Origin of the sequence: Rhodoluna sp. (assembly GCF_024639375.1) — a bacterium.
In the GTDB taxonomy this organism is placed as follows: domain Bacteria; phylum Actinomycetota; class Actinomycetes; order Actinomycetales; family Microbacteriaceae; genus Rhodoluna.
The window spans coordinates 23,964-38,240 of sequence record NZ_JAHEIM010000012.1; the positions used below are offsets into that span (position 1 = coordinate 23,964).

General features: G+C 52.8%; 10 protein-coding genes. 7 read left to right on the forward strand and 3 right to left on the reverse strand.

Translation table 11 applies throughout. From position 1 onward, the window contains the following. The first annotated feature begins 3 nt into the window (after nt 1-3). From Q0L28_RS05290 to Q0L28_RS05310, 5 genes are all read left to right on the forward strand, one after another. Nucleotides 4-1,143, forward strand: a complete 1,140-nt coding sequence (locus Q0L28_RS05290) for a cystathionine gamma-synthase (RefSeq protein ID WP_296632589.1) — start codon at nt 4-6, stop codon at nt 1,141-1,143. Between the two features lie 233 nt (nt 1,144-1,376). After that, nucleotides 1,377-1,886 (forward strand): 50S ribosomal protein L10, encoded by a 510-nt coding sequence (gene rplJ / locus Q0L28_RS05295; protein WP_296632592.1) that lies wholly within the window; start codon nt 1,377-1,379, stop codon nt 1,884-1,886. Between the two features lie 51 nt (nt 1,887-1,937). Further along, nucleotides 1,938-2,318 (forward strand): 50S ribosomal protein L7/L12, encoded by a 381-nt coding sequence (gene rplL / locus Q0L28_RS05300; protein WP_296632595.1) that lies wholly within the window; start codon nt 1,938-1,940, stop codon nt 2,316-2,318. Nucleotides 2,319-2,379: 61 nt separating this feature from the next. After that, nucleotides 2,380-2,970, forward strand: coding sequence for an alpha/beta fold hydrolase (locus tag Q0L28_RS05305; protein WP_296632597.1), 591 nt, complete (start codon nt 2,380-2,382; stop codon nt 2,968-2,970). Nucleotides 2,971-3,000: 30 nt separating this feature from the next. After that, nucleotides 3,001-4,287, forward strand: a complete 1,287-nt coding sequence (locus tag Q0L28_RS05310; protein WP_296632599.1) for a saccharopine dehydrogenase C-terminal domain-containing protein — start codon at nt 3,001-3,003, stop codon at nt 4,285-4,287. A 65-nt stretch (nt 4,288-4,352) separates the two neighbouring features. Here the strand turns inward: Q0L28_RS05310 and gndA are convergent, their stop codons facing one another. Together gndA and Q0L28_RS05320 are read right to left on the reverse strand one after the other, a co-directional pair. Then, nucleotides 4,353-5,801, reverse strand: a complete 1,449-nt coding sequence (gene gndA, locus Q0L28_RS05315) for an NADP-dependent phosphogluconate dehydrogenase (protein WP_296632602.1) — start codon at nt 5,799-5,801, stop codon at nt 4,353-4,355. Between the two features lie 31 nt (nt 5,802-5,832). After that, nucleotides 5,833-7,491 carry a glycoside hydrolase family 13 protein gene (locus Q0L28_RS05320; protein WP_296632604.1) on the reverse strand — a complete coding sequence of 553 codons (1,659 nt, stop codon included), beginning with the start codon at nt 7,489-7,491 and terminating at the stop codon, nt 5,833-5,835. A 164-nt stretch (nt 7,492-7,655) separates the two neighbouring features. Between Q0L28_RS05320 and Q0L28_RS05325 the strand changes: the two genes are divergently transcribed. Both Q0L28_RS05325 and hrpA read left to right on the forward strand, forming a co-directional pair. Further along, nucleotides 7,656-10,256: an MMPL family transporter gene (locus Q0L28_RS05325; RefSeq protein WP_296632607.1), complete on the forward strand. Its 2,601-nt coding sequence runs from the start codon at nt 7,656-7,658 to the stop codon at nt 10,254-10,256. 15 nt (nt 10,257-10,271) lie between these two features. Further along, a complete protein-coding gene (gene hrpA, locus Q0L28_RS05330) occupies nt 10,272-13,877 on the forward strand; it encodes an ATP-dependent RNA helicase HrpA (RefSeq protein WP_296632609.1) in 3,606 nt (1,201 codons plus the stop codon). Here the strand turns inward: hrpA and Q0L28_RS05335 are convergent. Then, nucleotides 13,867-14,277, reverse strand: a complete 411-nt coding sequence (locus Q0L28_RS05335; RefSeq protein ID WP_296632612.1) for a hypothetical protein — start codon at nt 14,275-14,277, stop codon at nt 13,867-13,869. The two genes, hrpA and Q0L28_RS05335, sit on opposite strands and share 11 nt — an antisense overlap.

The following is a 14,277-nucleotide window of genomic DNA, read 5'->3' on the forward strand; positions in this document are numbered from 1 at the left end:
CGCATGTCTGAATTTGAAACCCGCGCAATCCACTTTAAGCAAGAGCCTGACCGCAACAACGGTGCTGTAATTCCACCGATTTACCTTGCGTCAACTCACCGCCAGTCAAACATCGGTGAGCACATGGAGGGCATGGAATACAGCCGCGTGGGCAACCCAAACCGCAACGCGCTTGAAGAGGCGCTTGCCAACCTTGAAGGCTCAAAGCACGGTTTCAGCTTTGCCTCGGGCATGGCCGCCGAAGACGCCATCATGCGTGTGCTTACCAGCGCTGGCGACCACGTTGTGATGACCAAGCAGATTTATGGCGGCACCTACCGCTTGATCGACAAAGTTTATGGTGGCACCGGCGTTGAGAGCGACGTTGTTGACCTAACCGACGAAGCCGCTTTGCGCGCCGCAATTAAGCCTGGCAAGACCAAGCTGATCTGGATCGAATCACCTTCGAACCCAACTTTGGCAATTGTTGACATCGCCCGCGTTTCTGAAATCGCCCACGAGTATGGCGTTTTGACTGTGGTGGACAACACTTTTGCCAGCCCATACCTTCAGCGCCCGATCGAGCTCGGTGCCGACATCGTGGTGCACTCAACCACCAAGTACCTTGGCGGCCACAGTGACCTTCTTGGAGGCGCAGTTATTTTCAACTCGGATGAGCTTGCTGAGCAGTTCCACTTCTTGCAGTATGCAACCGGCCCGGTTTCATCACCGTTTGACGCCTGGTTGACCCACCGCTCAATCAAGACTCTGGCAGTTCGCATGGAGCGCCACAGCTCAAACGCTCAGGCAATCGCTGAGTACCTGTTGGCACATCCGAAGGTTGAAGAGGTTTACTACCCAGGCCTGCCTTCACACCCTGGCCACGAGATTGCCAAGCGCCAGATGGAACACGGTTTTGGTGGCGTGGTTTCATTCCGCCTGAAGGATGAAGCGGCTGCCCGCAAGTTCTGTGTTTCAACCGAATTGTTCATCTTGGCCGAGAGCCTTGGCGGCATTGAGTCATTGGTCAACTACCCGGCCGGCATGACCCACCTTTCATTGATGGAGTCGCCGATTGCGGTTAGCAAGGCCTTGGTTCGCCTGGCTGTTGGCCTAGAGAACGTTAAAGACCAGATCGCCGATCTAGCCCAAGCACTGGGCTAGATCTGGGGTTGCGGGCCGGGCGCTGTCTGGCCTAAACTATAGAAAGCCAAAGACCGTCGGTTTTGCCTTTTGCGAGGCAACGAAGGATACGAAAGTGTCAACCCACGCAGGTGTATTTAGAAGTTTTTATTCTTCGGTGTTTTCATCGACATGAATTTTCAAACTGCTTCATGCGTCTGCATGGAGCATTTTTTATTTCCCGGGGCTACCGACATAAACAATCAAGGAGCGCCATGGCGAACAAGGTCGAGAAGGTAGCTGAGCTAACTGGTCTATTCCAGAACTCAAACGCCGTCTTTCTAACCGAGTACCGCGGACTCACTGTGAGCCAGCTTAAAGAGCTGCGCCGTTCAATCAGTGCCGACGCAACCTACGCCGTAGCAAAGAACACTCTTATTGAGATCGCTGCAAAGAACGCTGGAGTAGCCGCTTTTGACGGCCAGCTGTTCGGACCAACCGCTCTCGCTTTCGCAACCGGTGACGCAGTTACCGTTGCAAAGGCTTTGCGTGACTTTGCCAAGGCAAATCCTCTTCTAGTTGTAAAGACCGGTGTGCTTGACGGCATCGCTCTTACCGCCGAAGAGGTTAAGAAGCTTGCTGACCTCGAATCTCGCGAAGTTCTATTGGCCAAGGCCGCTGGACTTTTCAAGGCTCCGATGTTCAAAGCTGCTTACACAACTCAGGCACCGCTATCTCAGGCAGTTCGCGTTATCGACGCGCTTCGCGCCAAGCTAGCCGCCTAAACCAAAGCTTTACCAACCCAAAACGATTTATAAAAAACAAGGAGAAACATCATGGCTAAGTTGACTACTGAGCAATTGATCGATGCATTCAAGGAACTGTCACTAATCGAGCTTTCAGAGTTCGTTAAGGCATTCGAAGAAGTATTCGAAGTTACCGCTGCTGCTCCAGTTGCTGTTGCAGCTGCTGCACCTGCTGCTGCTGGCGAAGCTGCTGCTGAGAAGGACTCATTCGACGTAGTTCTAGAAGCTGCTGGCGACCAGAAGATTCAGGTTATTAAGGAAGTTCGCGCACTGACCAACCTAGGTCTAGGCGAGGCTAAGGCTCTTGTTGACGGTGCACCTGCAACCGTTCTAGAGGGCGCTAACAAGGACGCTGCTGAGAAGGCAAAGGCTGCTCTAGAAGCTGCTGGCGCAAAGGTAACCCTTAAGTAATAACGCTTCATAAAACCCCGCTCGGCTTCGGCTGGGCGGGGTTTTTGTTTAGGCTAAATAAATGGTCAAAGTTTTGATGTTGCACGGTTGGACAAACCGTCGTTTGCCCGATGTTTGGCACCACCAAATGACAACCGCACTTCGTCGTGCTGGCCACCAGGTTTTGTATCCGCAGTTTCCAAACCCAGACGAGCCGAGCCTGCAAGAGTGGCAAGACCTATTAGTTGCCGAGTTGCAAATGCTGCACGATGCGGGCGAGGGCGAGACCGTGGTGATTGGCCACTCACTCGGTTGCCTCAACTGGATTCAAGCTGCCGCTACCGGCAAGATCACTCAGCCTGTTGACCGCGTGCTATTTGTGGCACCGGCAGACCCAGAACTGCTGCAAGACATTGATGGCATCGCTGTAGATCTGAGCAAGCCCAGCGTGAACGCAGCCGTGCACGCCTCAACTAGTTCGCTTACCATCTTGGGCAGCGATGCAGATCCGTGGTCGCCACGTGGCATGCAGGCAACCTTTGGCGAGCCACTAAATGTCGAGGCCGTGATTATCACCGGGGCAAGGCATTTCACTGCTGCGGATGGCTGGGGCCAGTGGGCTGGCGTTGTTGACTGGGTTATTGACCCGTCGGCAGACATCACCAAGCGCTGAGCAAACCCAAGCCCTCGGTAGGCTTGTGGGATGCGAATTCTTCTAGTTGGTGCCGGCGGTGTTGGCGACGCAATTGCAAAAGTGGCAGCCACTCGCAGTTTCTATGACATCTTTATCGTTTCTGACAACGACTTTGGTCGCGCCGAAAAAACTGTTGAATGGATTCGCAATCGCCACGGTGAAGAAGTGGCTTCAAAATTCTTGGCAGCAAAACTTGATGCCAGCCACGCAGCAAATGTTGTTGAACTTGCACGCAATCACAATGTGACTCACCTAATCAACGCGGTTGAGCCGCGCTATTTGCCAACTATTTTCTCTGGCGCCTACACAGCCGGCATCAATTACATCGACCTAGCGATGAGTGTTTCTGAACCACACGAAGCCGACCCATATCACTTGCCAGGAATCAAAATTGGTGATGCCCAGTATGCACTGAGTGAGCAATGGGAGCGCGCCGGAAAACTTGCTTTGGTTGGCATGGGTGCGCAGCCAGGTTTGGCAAACGTGTTCGCACGCTACGCACAGGACTACTTGTTTAGCGAAATCAATGAGATTAGCGTTAAAGACGGCGACAACCTAGAGATCGTCGATGAGCAAGGCAACCGCATGTTTGCGCCAGCGTTTTCAATTTGGAAAACCATCGAAGAGTGTTTGAACCCACCGTTGGTTTACGAGCGAAACCGCGGATGGTTCACCACTGAACCGTTTAGCGAACCAGAAATCTTTGAGTTTCCAGAGGGCATCGGTTCGGTTGAGTGTGTAAACGTTGAGCACGAAGAAGTTGCCATGTTGCCGCGACACATCGCAGCAAATCGAGTGTCTTATAAATATGGTTTGGGTGCCGAATTCATTTCAATCTTGAAGGTGCTGCACAAACTTGGGCTTGATCAAACCCGCCCGGTGCGAGTGCGTTCGGCTCAGGGCCCGGTAGAAGTTTCACCGCGCGACATGGTTGCCGCGGTGTTGCCAGACCCAGCTAGCCTTGGCCCTCAGATGACGGGCAAGACTTGCGCCGGTGTGCTGGTGACGGGCAAAGACAAAGATGGCCGCGACCGAGCTACCTATCTATATCACGTGGCCGATAACTCGCAGACTATGGCCGAATTCGAAGCTCAGTGCGTGGTTGCCCGCACCGCCTACAACCCGGTGATTGCTCTAGAGCTGATGGCCGAAGGTGTTTGGCGGGGTGCCGGTGTGCTTGGCCCAGAGGCTTTTGATGCCAAGCCATTCTTAGATTTGATGTCTTCTAGCGTTGGCTATAACCAGCAGTGGATTGCGCAAGAGCGTTTGCCAGCGAGCCCACTGCGTCACCCCTAGCTCTCGTTTGCTAAGCACAAAAAATCCCCCGCCTCGAAACCGAGACGGGGGATTTTTTATGAACTCTAGTGAGTGCTTGGGTCTTGCTCAACCTCGGTGCGGTCACCAGACCACAAGGTGTGGAAGGTTCCTGGTAGGTCTACGCGCTTGTAGGTGTGAGCACCAAAGAAGTCGCGCTGACCCTGAACCAAAGCCGCTGACAATCGAGGTGAACGCAAACCGTCGTAGTAAGAAAGTGAAGACGCAAACGCAGGAACAGGAATACCAGCAAGTGATGCGTTAGCAACAACCTGGCGCCATGATGACACCGAGGTGGCCACTGCCTGCTTGAAGTAAGGGTCAAAGATTAGTGACTCAAGGTCAGCCTTTGCGCCGTATGCATCAGCTATGCGGTTAAGGAACTGTGCACGAATGATGCAACCACCGCGCCAGATCTTTGAAACTGCACCAAGGTTGATGTTCCAGCCATATTCCTTTGCGCCGGCTCGAATTGCATCGAAGCCCTGTGCGTAAGCAACAAGCTTTGAAGCGTAAAGTGCGCGGCGAACGGCCTCAACGAACTCGCCCTTGTTGGCAATAATCCAAGCAGTTGCATCCGCAGGCAAACCATCAACCGCAGCACGCTGTGCAGCCTGAGATGAAAGTGAACGTGCGAATACGGCTTCGGCAATTCCAGAAACTGGAGTACCAAGGTTTAGTGCTGTCTGCACTGTCCAAACTCCGGTGCCCTTTGAACCAGCCTGGTCAAGAATTACATCAACCAATGGCTTGCCGGTCTTTGCATCAACCTGCTTCAAAACTTCAGCGGTAATTTCAATCAAGAATGATTCAAGTTCGCCCTTGTTCCACTCTTCAAAGATGCCGGCAATCTCGGCAGGGGTGTAGCCGCCAGCGTGACGAAGAATGTCGTAAGCCTCGGCAATCAACTGCATGTCGGCATATTCAATGCCGTTGTGAATCATCTTCACAAAGTGGCCAGCGCCGTCGGTGCCAATGTGAGTCACGCATGGCTCACCCTCGGCAACCGCTGCAATCGAAGCAAGAATTGGGCCAAGAGTTTTATAAGCCTCAGCAGAACCACCAGGCATGATCGAAGGGCCCTTTAGCGCGCCTTCTTCACCGCCAGAGATTCCAGCGCCAACAAAGTTGATGCCCTTTGCTGAAACATCTTTTTCGCGACGGATTGTGTCGGTGAACAACGCGTTGCCGCCGTCAACAATGATGTCGCCTGGCTCGAAGCGCTCGGCTAGCTGAGAGATAACCGCATCGGTGCCCTTGCCAGCCTGCACCATGATGATGGCAGTGCGTGGCTTGGCCAGTGAGGCAACGAAGTCGTCGATAGTTTCTGAAGCAATGAAGCCGGCTTCTGGGTGCTCGTTGATTAGCAACGCGGTGCGCTCGTATGAGCGGTTATAAACAGCAACGGTGTTGCCCTCGCGGCTAGCCAAGTTTCGAGCCAAGTTTGAGCCCATAACGGCGAGTCCAACGACTCCAATGTTTGCCTGTGCGGTCATTTTTATCCTTTATTTATAAGACTTTAGAATTTTACGCTTGAATCCATGCGGTGGCGTTTTGAGGCAACTTGCCTTGAACCAGCGCTTTGGATGTAGCCAAAACCTTGCCCTTAGGCAGCTTGATTGACTTGGTGCCAAAGTTGGTGATGCTCTGCCAGCCGTTAGGTCGCTTGAAGTGCAAAGTGGTTGGGCTGAGGATGTGGTTTACCCAGCTGAACTCTTCGGTGGTCTCAAGCGAACGGCGCAGCGCCATAAGCTCGCGGTAAAGCTCAAGGGTCGAGCCGTGCACGCCATCCTGAGCTTCAACCGAAACGTTGCCGTACCACTCAGGCTGAGGCAGGTGTGAACCGTTGGTGCCAAAGCCGAATGATGAACCGGTGCGGTTCCAAGGCAATGGCACACGGCAGCCGTCGCGGCTAAGGCCGAGCTCTGGGTTTCTAAAGAACTGAGGGTCTTGCATAAGTTCTGCAGGAATCTCGAGTGCTTCTTGCAAACCAAGTTCTTCACCTTGATATAGGTAGGTGCTGCCCGGCAGTGCAAGCAACAACATTGTCATGGCGCGAGCACGATCTAATCCGAGTTTCTCGTCAACCTTTGGGTTGAAACGGTTCTTGGCATACCACTGACCAAAGTCGGTGCCGTTTGGCAACCCAAAGCGGGTTGCGTGACGAATGATGTCGTGGTTGCTGAGCACCCAAGTGGTGCTGCTGCCCGAAGCCTTGGCGGCCTTCAGGTTGTAGTCGGCAATCTTGCGAACCTTCTTGGCATCCCAGCCAGCGCCGAGCATGTCAAAGTTGAAGCTTTGACCCAGGCCTTCGGTGCTTGCATAAGCAGGGCGACGGTTTGCATGAACCCAAGCTTCGGCAACCGCAACGCGTGGCGGGTTGTATTCGTTGAACACCTTGCGCCACTCGGCATAAATTTCGTGAACTTCGTCGCGGTCGAACAAGTCGTCCTCGCCGTTGTTCTTCATCACCGAAAGATCGAATGATTGACGCTCTGGTAAGTGACCGTTCTTGAGGTCTTTCACAAGTGCGTGAGCAACGTCGATACGGTAGCCGTCAACTCCACGGTCGCTCCAGAAGCGAAGGGTCTTGACGAAGTCTTCGCGAACCTCTGGGTTATCCCAGTTGAAGTCAGGCTGCTCGCTGGCAAACAAGTGCATGTACCACTGGCCAGGCTTGCCATCAGGCTCGGTTACGCGAGTCCATGCGGTTGGGCCAAAGTGGCTGGCCAACTCTGATGGACGAATCTCGCCGTTGGCGCCCTTGCCATCTCTAAAGATGTAACGGTCGCGCTCAGGAGATCCTGGGCCGGCCTTTAGTGCAGCCTGGAACCATTCGTGGTTGCTGCCCGAGTGATTAGGCACGATGTCAACGATCACGCGGATGCCCACTTTGTGAAGTTCTTGAACCATCACGTCGAACTCTTCGAGGGTGCCGATGCGAGGGTCTACGTTGCGGTAATCGTCAACGTCATAGCCACCGTCGGCCAAAGCCGATGGGTAGAAGGGGCTTAGCCAAATGGCATCAAGGCCCAAGCTCTTTAGGTAAGGAACCTTGCTGATGATGCCTTTGAGATCGCCAATGCCATCGCCGTTGCCGTCGGCAAAACTGCGAGGGTAGATCTGGTAAATAACGGCTTGACGCCACCAGTCTTTGTCTCCAGCGAGCATAGTAAATTCAGCCATTTTGGCTCCTTTGCGTTGGGGGGTACTGCCACAACGATATCGCACATTTGGGGATGAATTAGCGGCAGGGGATGGTTGTTTCTGGGGTGCCCGCAGGCACAGGCCCAATTGATAGGGTCAGTAAGGCTGACAAAGCCGTTCCGTTCGACCAAAAGGACTCAATCTTGGCCAGCTTGCTCTACAAACTTGGCATTTTCTCAGCTCGTAGAGCATGGCTAGTTCTTGGCGCCTGGCTTCTGATTCTGGCCACATCCGTAGCTTTGATGCTCACCGCCGGTGGCAAGCTTTCTTCGAGCATCTCAATCGACGGTGTGCCTTCGCAGAATGTCATTGATCAACTGCAAAAAACTTTCCCAGAAGCGTCTCGCGCATCTGGCCAGGTTGTTTTTCACAAGACTGATGGCGCTGAATTCACTGCGGCGGATGAAGTTGCGATTGCTAAAGCACTCGCAGATGTGAAGTTGCTCACCGGCGTCTCGGATGCGCGTGACCCGTTCAACATCGAAACTGAAATTCAAGATCGTCGTGCGGAGGTTGCCAAGGGTTGGCAAGACATCACCGACGGTGAGAAGAAGATTGCCGATGGCAAGGTTTCGATCGCAACCAATAAGGCAAAGCTTGCCGATGGCCTAGTTAAACTCGATGCTGCCCAGACTAAGCTCGAAGCTCAATCGGCTCAACTTGAAGCTGGCATTAAGCAGGCGCAGGCTGCGGGTGCTCCTAAGCAGCAGATCGACGCAATGATTGCCAACCGTGCACCGATCGCTGGAGGCTTGGCGCAAATTGCTGCGCAGCGTCAAAAGATTCTTGATGGCCAGGCTCAATTGGTAACCGCAGCTGCCAAGTTGGTAACTGCTCAGGCTGATCTTGATGCAGCAAAACTGAAGCTTCAAGACGCAGACAAATTATTAGCTGCAACAAAAGAATTCTCAACAGTTTCAAAAGACAAAACTGTTGCTTTGGCCACCGTGCAATTCACCGTGCCTAACAACCAACTTGAAGAGCCAATTCGCCAGGGTGTTGTTGATTCGCTGACAAACGCGAGTCTGCTCGGCATTCAGGTTGATTTTTCTCAGGAGCTAACTCGATCACTGAGTTCGATTCTTGGCGTTGGCGAAGTTGTTGGTTTGGCAATCGCCGCGGTTGTGTTGTTTGTGATGCTGGGTACTTTGATCGGAGCCGGCATGCCGGTCATCCTGGCGATTATCGGCGTTGGAATTTCAGCGTCAATCACCATGGTTCTTGCATCGGTGATTGATATGACCTCAACCACTCCGGTTCTCGGAGTAATGCTTGGTCTGGCAGTTGGTATTGACTATGCACTATTTATTCTGAACCGCCACCGCCGACAGCTAAAGGCTGGCGTTGAACTGCGTGAGTCGATTGGTTTAGCTACCGGCACCTCGGGCAATGCTGTGTTCTTCGCTGGTATCACCGTGATCATTGCGCTTGCCGCCTTGAACCTAACGGGCATTGGCTTTGTTGGTCTGATGGGTTCAATGGGCTCAATCTCCATCGCCATTGCAGTTTTGATCGCCATCACGGCAACTCCAGCAGTTCTTCGTTTGATTGGCATGAAGGTGCTTTCTAAAAAAGAGCGTGCATTGGTTTCGCACGATGGTCACCTTGAAGAGCACATGCAACCTAAGAATGCCAACAAGCCGGTATTCGTAAACAAGCACCCGTGGATTTCAGCTTTCGCTGCGATTGCTGTTTTGGTGATTGCTGCCTTGCCGTTCTCGAGCATGCGTCTTGGTTTGCCAGATGGCGGTGCAGAACCAAAAGACTCATCTCCAAACCGAGCTTACGTTTTGATTAGCGACAAGTTTGGCGAAGGCTTCAACGGTCAAATCTCAACCGTTGTTACCATGCCTTCGGCAGTTGCCTTGGATGACCAGACTGCACTGCAGACCCGCATTGCAACCGACCTGTTCTCTTTGCCAAACGTGGTTGCAGTTGTGCCAGCTGCGGTTTCAGATGACAACAAGACTTTCTTGTTTCAGGTAGTGCCTGCAGTAAAGCCTTCGAGTGTTGAAACCGAGAAGTTAGTTTTTGATGTTCGTGATTTGGATGCAAAGTATGCGAGCGAGATGGATGCTTCGGTTGGCGTTACCGGTTTGACCGCAGCCAACATTGACATCTCGCAAAAAATCAGCAGCGTGCTACCGCTTTATCTAGGTGTAGTTCTTGCACTGTCACTGTTGTTGTTGATTCTGGTGTTCCGCTCGATTTTGGTGCCATTGCTTGCTGCCGGAGGCTTCTTGCTCACCGTGTTTGCAACTATGGGAACCGTGGTTGCGGTCTACCAATGGGGTTGGCTAGCCGATATCTTTGGCGTTCCAAACCCTGGCCCAATCCTTAGTTTCTTGCCAATCTTCTTGATTGGAATTCTGTTTGGCTTGGCCATGGACTACCAGCTGTTCTTGGTTTCGGGCATGCGTGAGGCATTCACTCACGGCAAGTCTGCGAAGGATTCCATCAACTACGGCATGCACCTGAGCCGCGCTGTAGTTATCGCAGCAGCGTTGATCATGATCACCGTTTTTGGTGGCTTCGCGTTCTCGCACCTAACCATGATTCGCCCGGTTGGTTTTGGTCTCGCCGTTGGTGTGATCTTCGATGCGTTTGTAGTTCGTTTGGTTCTAGTGCCGGCAGCCATGACAATCTTTGGCAATGCAGCCTGGTGGCTGCCTAAGTGGCTAGATCGCATCTTGCCTGATGTTGATGTTGAAGGCGCCAAGCTCGAGCGAGAGCACCTGCACTAATACGATTAAGGCATCATGACCGACCTGCAGATCAACTACCCGGCTGACCTGCCGGTTAGTCAGCGTCGAGAAGAGATTCTCGAGGCAATTCGCAATCACCAGGTGGTTGTAATCGCCGGCGCTACCGGCTCGGGTAAAACCACTCAGATTCCCAAGATGTGTCTCGAGTTGGGGCGCACCAGCATTGCCCACACCCAGCCACGCCGAATTGCGGCTCGCGCCGTTGCCGAGCGCATCGCCGAAGAACTAAAGGTTGAGCTGGGCACGCTGGTTGGTTATCAGGTGCGCTTCACCGATAAGGCGAGTTCCGAAACCAAGGTCAAAGTTATGACCGATGGAATCTTACTCAACGCAATGCAGCGTCACCGCAACCTTGAGCAATACGACACCATCATCATCGACGAAGCGCACGAGCGCAGTCTGAACATCGACTTTTTGTTGGGCTACCTCAAGCAGTTGTTGCCAAAGCGCCCCGACCTAAAAGTCATCGTCACATCGGCAACCATCGACCCTGAATCTTTTAGCAAGCACTTCAACGATGCACCGATTATCGAAGTTTCGGGCCGCACCTATCCAATCGAAGTGCGCTATCGAACCACCGCTCGCGAAGCAGGTGACGATGTTGACCCTGATGAAGAAACCACTGCCTCTGATTACATCGACGGCATTGTCAAAGCTTTGGATGAGTTGCAGAGTGAACCCGAGGGTGACACATTGGTGTTTTTGTCTGGCGAGTCAGAGATTCGCGATGCCCAAGAAGCAATCGAAGGGCGAATTGCATCGGGCGCACTCGGTCGTGGTGTTGAAGTGTTGCCGCTTTATGGTCGCCTGAGCGCTGCCGAACAACACCGAGTTTTCGAAACCAGCAAACTTGTGGGCCTCAAGCGCCGTGTGATTTTGGCCACCAACGTTGCCGAAACAAGTCTGACGATTCCCAACATCAAATATGTAATCGATGCCGGCACCGCACGCATCTCTCGCTATAGCCCCCGAGCAAAAGTTCAACGATTGCCAATCGAAGCAATTTCTAAGGCCAGCGCTAATCAGCGTGCGGGTCGTGCCGGTCGAACTAGCGCGGGCGTGGTCATCCGTTTGTATTCAGAAGAAGAATATGAAGCGCGATCGGAGTTCACCGACCCAGAAATTCTGCGCACCAACCTGGCCTCAGTGATCTTGCAGGCCGCGCAGTTGGGGCTTGGCGACATCGCCGCATTCCCGTTCTTGCAGGCACCAGATTCACGCGGTGTGAAAGATGGCCTTGGGTTGCTCGCCGAACTTGGCGCGCTAAAAGACCCAAAGGGTAAGACCGTAGAGCTCACCAAGGTGGGGCGCAGCCTGGCCCGCCTGCCAATTGAACCGCGCTTTGGCCGCATGCTGCTTGAGTCTGCCCAACACAATCTAGTGCGCGAGGTGATGGTCATCGTTGCGGGACTAACCATTCAAGACCCGCGCGAACGCCCGCTGGCCAAGCGACCACAGGCAGACCTAGCGCACGCCCGATTTGCCGACCCAACCAGCGACTTCTTGAGCCTGTTGAATCTTTGGAACTACATCGAAGAGCAGCAAAAGAAGTTGTCATCTTCTGCCTTTAGGCGACTTTGCAAAAGTGAGTACCTCAACTATTTGCGTGTGCGCGAATGGCAAGACCTCATCAAGCAGCTCAAGCAAATCGCGAAGCCTCTCGACCTGGTGCCTGGTAACCCAAGAGTTGACCCAGATGGCATTCACAAGAGCTTGCTTTCTGGGCTGCTAAGCCAAATTGGTTTGAAGCAACTGAGCGATAAAAAAGCTGCCGATTTGGTGAAGAAACCAAACAACGAGAAACCCGCCAAGGGTTCAAATGAATACCTCGGATCAAACGGCAAGAAGTTTGTGATTTTTCCAGGATCGACTCTGGCCAAGAAACCACCCGCTGCAGTCATGAGTGCCGAGCTGGTTGAAACCAGCCGCCTGTTTGCGCGAATGAATGCAGCTATTGATCCGGCATGGGCCGAATCGCTTGCCGGTGATTTGTGCAAGCGAACATTTAGCGAACCTCACTGGGAAAAATCCCAAGGCTCGGTTGTTGCCTATGAACGCGTGATGTTGTTTGGTGTGCCGATTGTTGTCTCTCGTCGCATGCAATATGCACGCATTGATGCCGAACTTTGCCGTGACCTTTTTATTCGTCATGCGCTTGTGCAAGGGGAGTGGGATTCCAAGCAACAGTTCGATCGCGCCAACCGCGCACTTTTGAAGCAGCTTGAAGCACTCGCCGATCGCGCTCGTAAACCTCAGTTCGCCCCGGATGAAGAAGACGTCTATCGCTTTTATGCAGCGCGAGTGCCATCCGAAGTTTTGTCGACCCGCACCTTTGAGGGTTGGTGGCGCAAGGCTAAGAACGAAACCCCTGATCTATTGACCATGACTCGCGATGACTTGCTGCCGCCAGAGGTTAAAGAGCCGAGTGCGCAAGATAACCCGAGTGAGTGGTCTCTAAGTGATGGCACAAAACTCAAGTTGCGTTATCGCTATGAGCCTGGGGCAACCGACGACGGCGTCACGGTGGATGTGCCGGTGGCCCTGTTGCCAAAGGTAATGGCCGACGAGTTCGATTGGCTGGTTCCGGGCCTTCGCACCGAGTTAGTTGCCGAGCTGATTCGTAGTCTGCCTAAAAACCTTCGGCGCAACGTTGTGCCCGCTAACGACTGGGCGGCAAAGGCTTTGGCTACTTTGCCGGAGTATCCGGAGGACCCGCTAATTTCGACCCTAGCTAAGACACTTAGGGCGCTAAGTGGCACGCACATGACGGCTTCTGATATTGATGCGGCTGCGCTACCAACGGCACTACGCATGACCTATCGCGTGATTGATGAAAAGGGTCGCACGCTTGGTTTGAGCGTTGATTTGGCAAGCCTGCAGCAGAAGTTTGCTTTGGCTGAGCCAGGCCAACCTGCAAAGAAGGTTGTCGACACAGCCAAGCAAGAAGCCGAGTTGGTTTCGGCTGCAATGAGCAAAATTGCTTCGCCCGCGGATTACATCGCCGAGCATCTAAGCAAAGATGAGAAGCTGGCCATCGCGGCTGTTGGCTACAAGGGCACAGCGGCATTCGTTGACGATGCCATTCGCGCTTTAGTTGAAAGTGAAATTTCGAACCTTGGATTGCAGTCAGTTGCAGAAGACGTTGCAAAGGCAGTAACCGAGCGAATTATTGAAGAGTGTTTCAACTTGGCAAAGTTGCTACTCAAAATATCAACAGCAGCTCGAGAAGCAAGCAAAGCAATTTCTGAAGTTCAAGACTTCTCGTTGTTGTTTGTGCTCACCAACGAAAAGAATCACGTCGCATCGTTGATGCAGCCAAACATTGTTAGCGCCACCAGGCTTGCCCGAATTACAAGAATTCCTGTTTATCTGCAGGCTAGCAAAATGCGAATCGAAAAACTCGTCGAAAATTCTGAGCGCGATCGCATAGCCGAACTTGAACTCAACGAGGCCTTGGCTCTTTTAGAAAAAGCAGACCCTGCTAAGCGCGATCCAATCCGCTGGATGATCGAAGAATTGCGAATCAGCCTTTTTGCACAATCGCTTGGAACTGCGGAATCGGTTTCGGTTCAGCGCATCAAAAAAGCGCTTACTTTATAGCCTGTTTGATTAGCGCCACAACCTTCTTCTCTACTGCGTCATCCCAGGCAATCAATGCGAAGGATGTTGGCCACATCGCATCTTTATCTAGATTCGCTGCGTCTTGAAAGCCCAGGGTTGAATAGCGGGCCTTGAATTTGCCGGCATCTTGAAAGAACAAAATGGTTTTGCTTTCGGCGTTGCAATAGGCCTGCATGCCGTACCAAGTTTTTGCCTGAAGCTGTGGTGCGTTCTTCTTCACCAATTCGTGAATCTTTTTAGCAAGTGCCTTATCCGCAGGTGCCATCTTGTCGATCTTCTCGACCACTTCGGCTTCAAGCTGCTCGGGGCTCATCTTTTTTCTCGCCTTGGCGCGCTCAGCCATAGTTTCTTTCATGGCCTGCTTTTCGGCGTCACTCAT

What these genes read in the sequence shown, in the direction of transcription:
- Q0L28_RS05320 (WP_296632604.1), bottom strand. Translation starts at nt 7,491, where the DNA reads ATGGCTGAATTTACTATGCTCGCTGGAGACAAAGACTGGTGGCGTCAA.
- hrpA (WP_296632609.1), top strand. Translation starts at nt 10,272, where the DNA reads ATGACCGACCTGCAGATCAACTACCCGGCTGACCTGCCGGTTAGTCAG.
- Q0L28_RS05310 (WP_296632599.1), top strand. Translation starts at nt 3,001, where the DNA reads ATGCGAATTCTTCTAGTTGGTGCCGGCGGTGTTGGCGACGCAATTGCA.
- rplJ (WP_296632592.1), top strand. Translation starts at nt 1,377, where the DNA reads ATGGCGAACAAGGTCGAGAAGGTAGCTGAGCTAACTGGTCTATTCCAG.
- rplL (WP_296632595.1), top strand. Translation starts at nt 1,938, where the DNA reads ATGGCTAAGTTGACTACTGAGCAATTGATCGATGCATTCAAGGAACTG.
- Q0L28_RS05290 (WP_296632589.1), top strand. Translation starts at nt 4, where the DNA reads ATGTCTGAATTTGAAACCCGCGCAATCCACTTTAAGCAAGAGCCTGAC.
- Q0L28_RS05305 (WP_296632597.1), top strand. Translation starts at nt 2,380, where the DNA reads ATGGTCAAAGTTTTGATGTTGCACGGTTGGACAAACCGTCGTTTGCCC.
- Q0L28_RS05335 (WP_296632612.1), bottom strand. Translation starts at nt 14,277, where the DNA reads ATGAGTGACGCCGAAAAGCAGGCCATGAAAGAAACTATGGCTGAGCGC.
- gndA (WP_296632602.1), bottom strand. Translation starts at nt 5,801, where the DNA reads ATGACCGCACAGGCAAACATTGGAGTCGTTGGACTCGCCGTTATGGGC.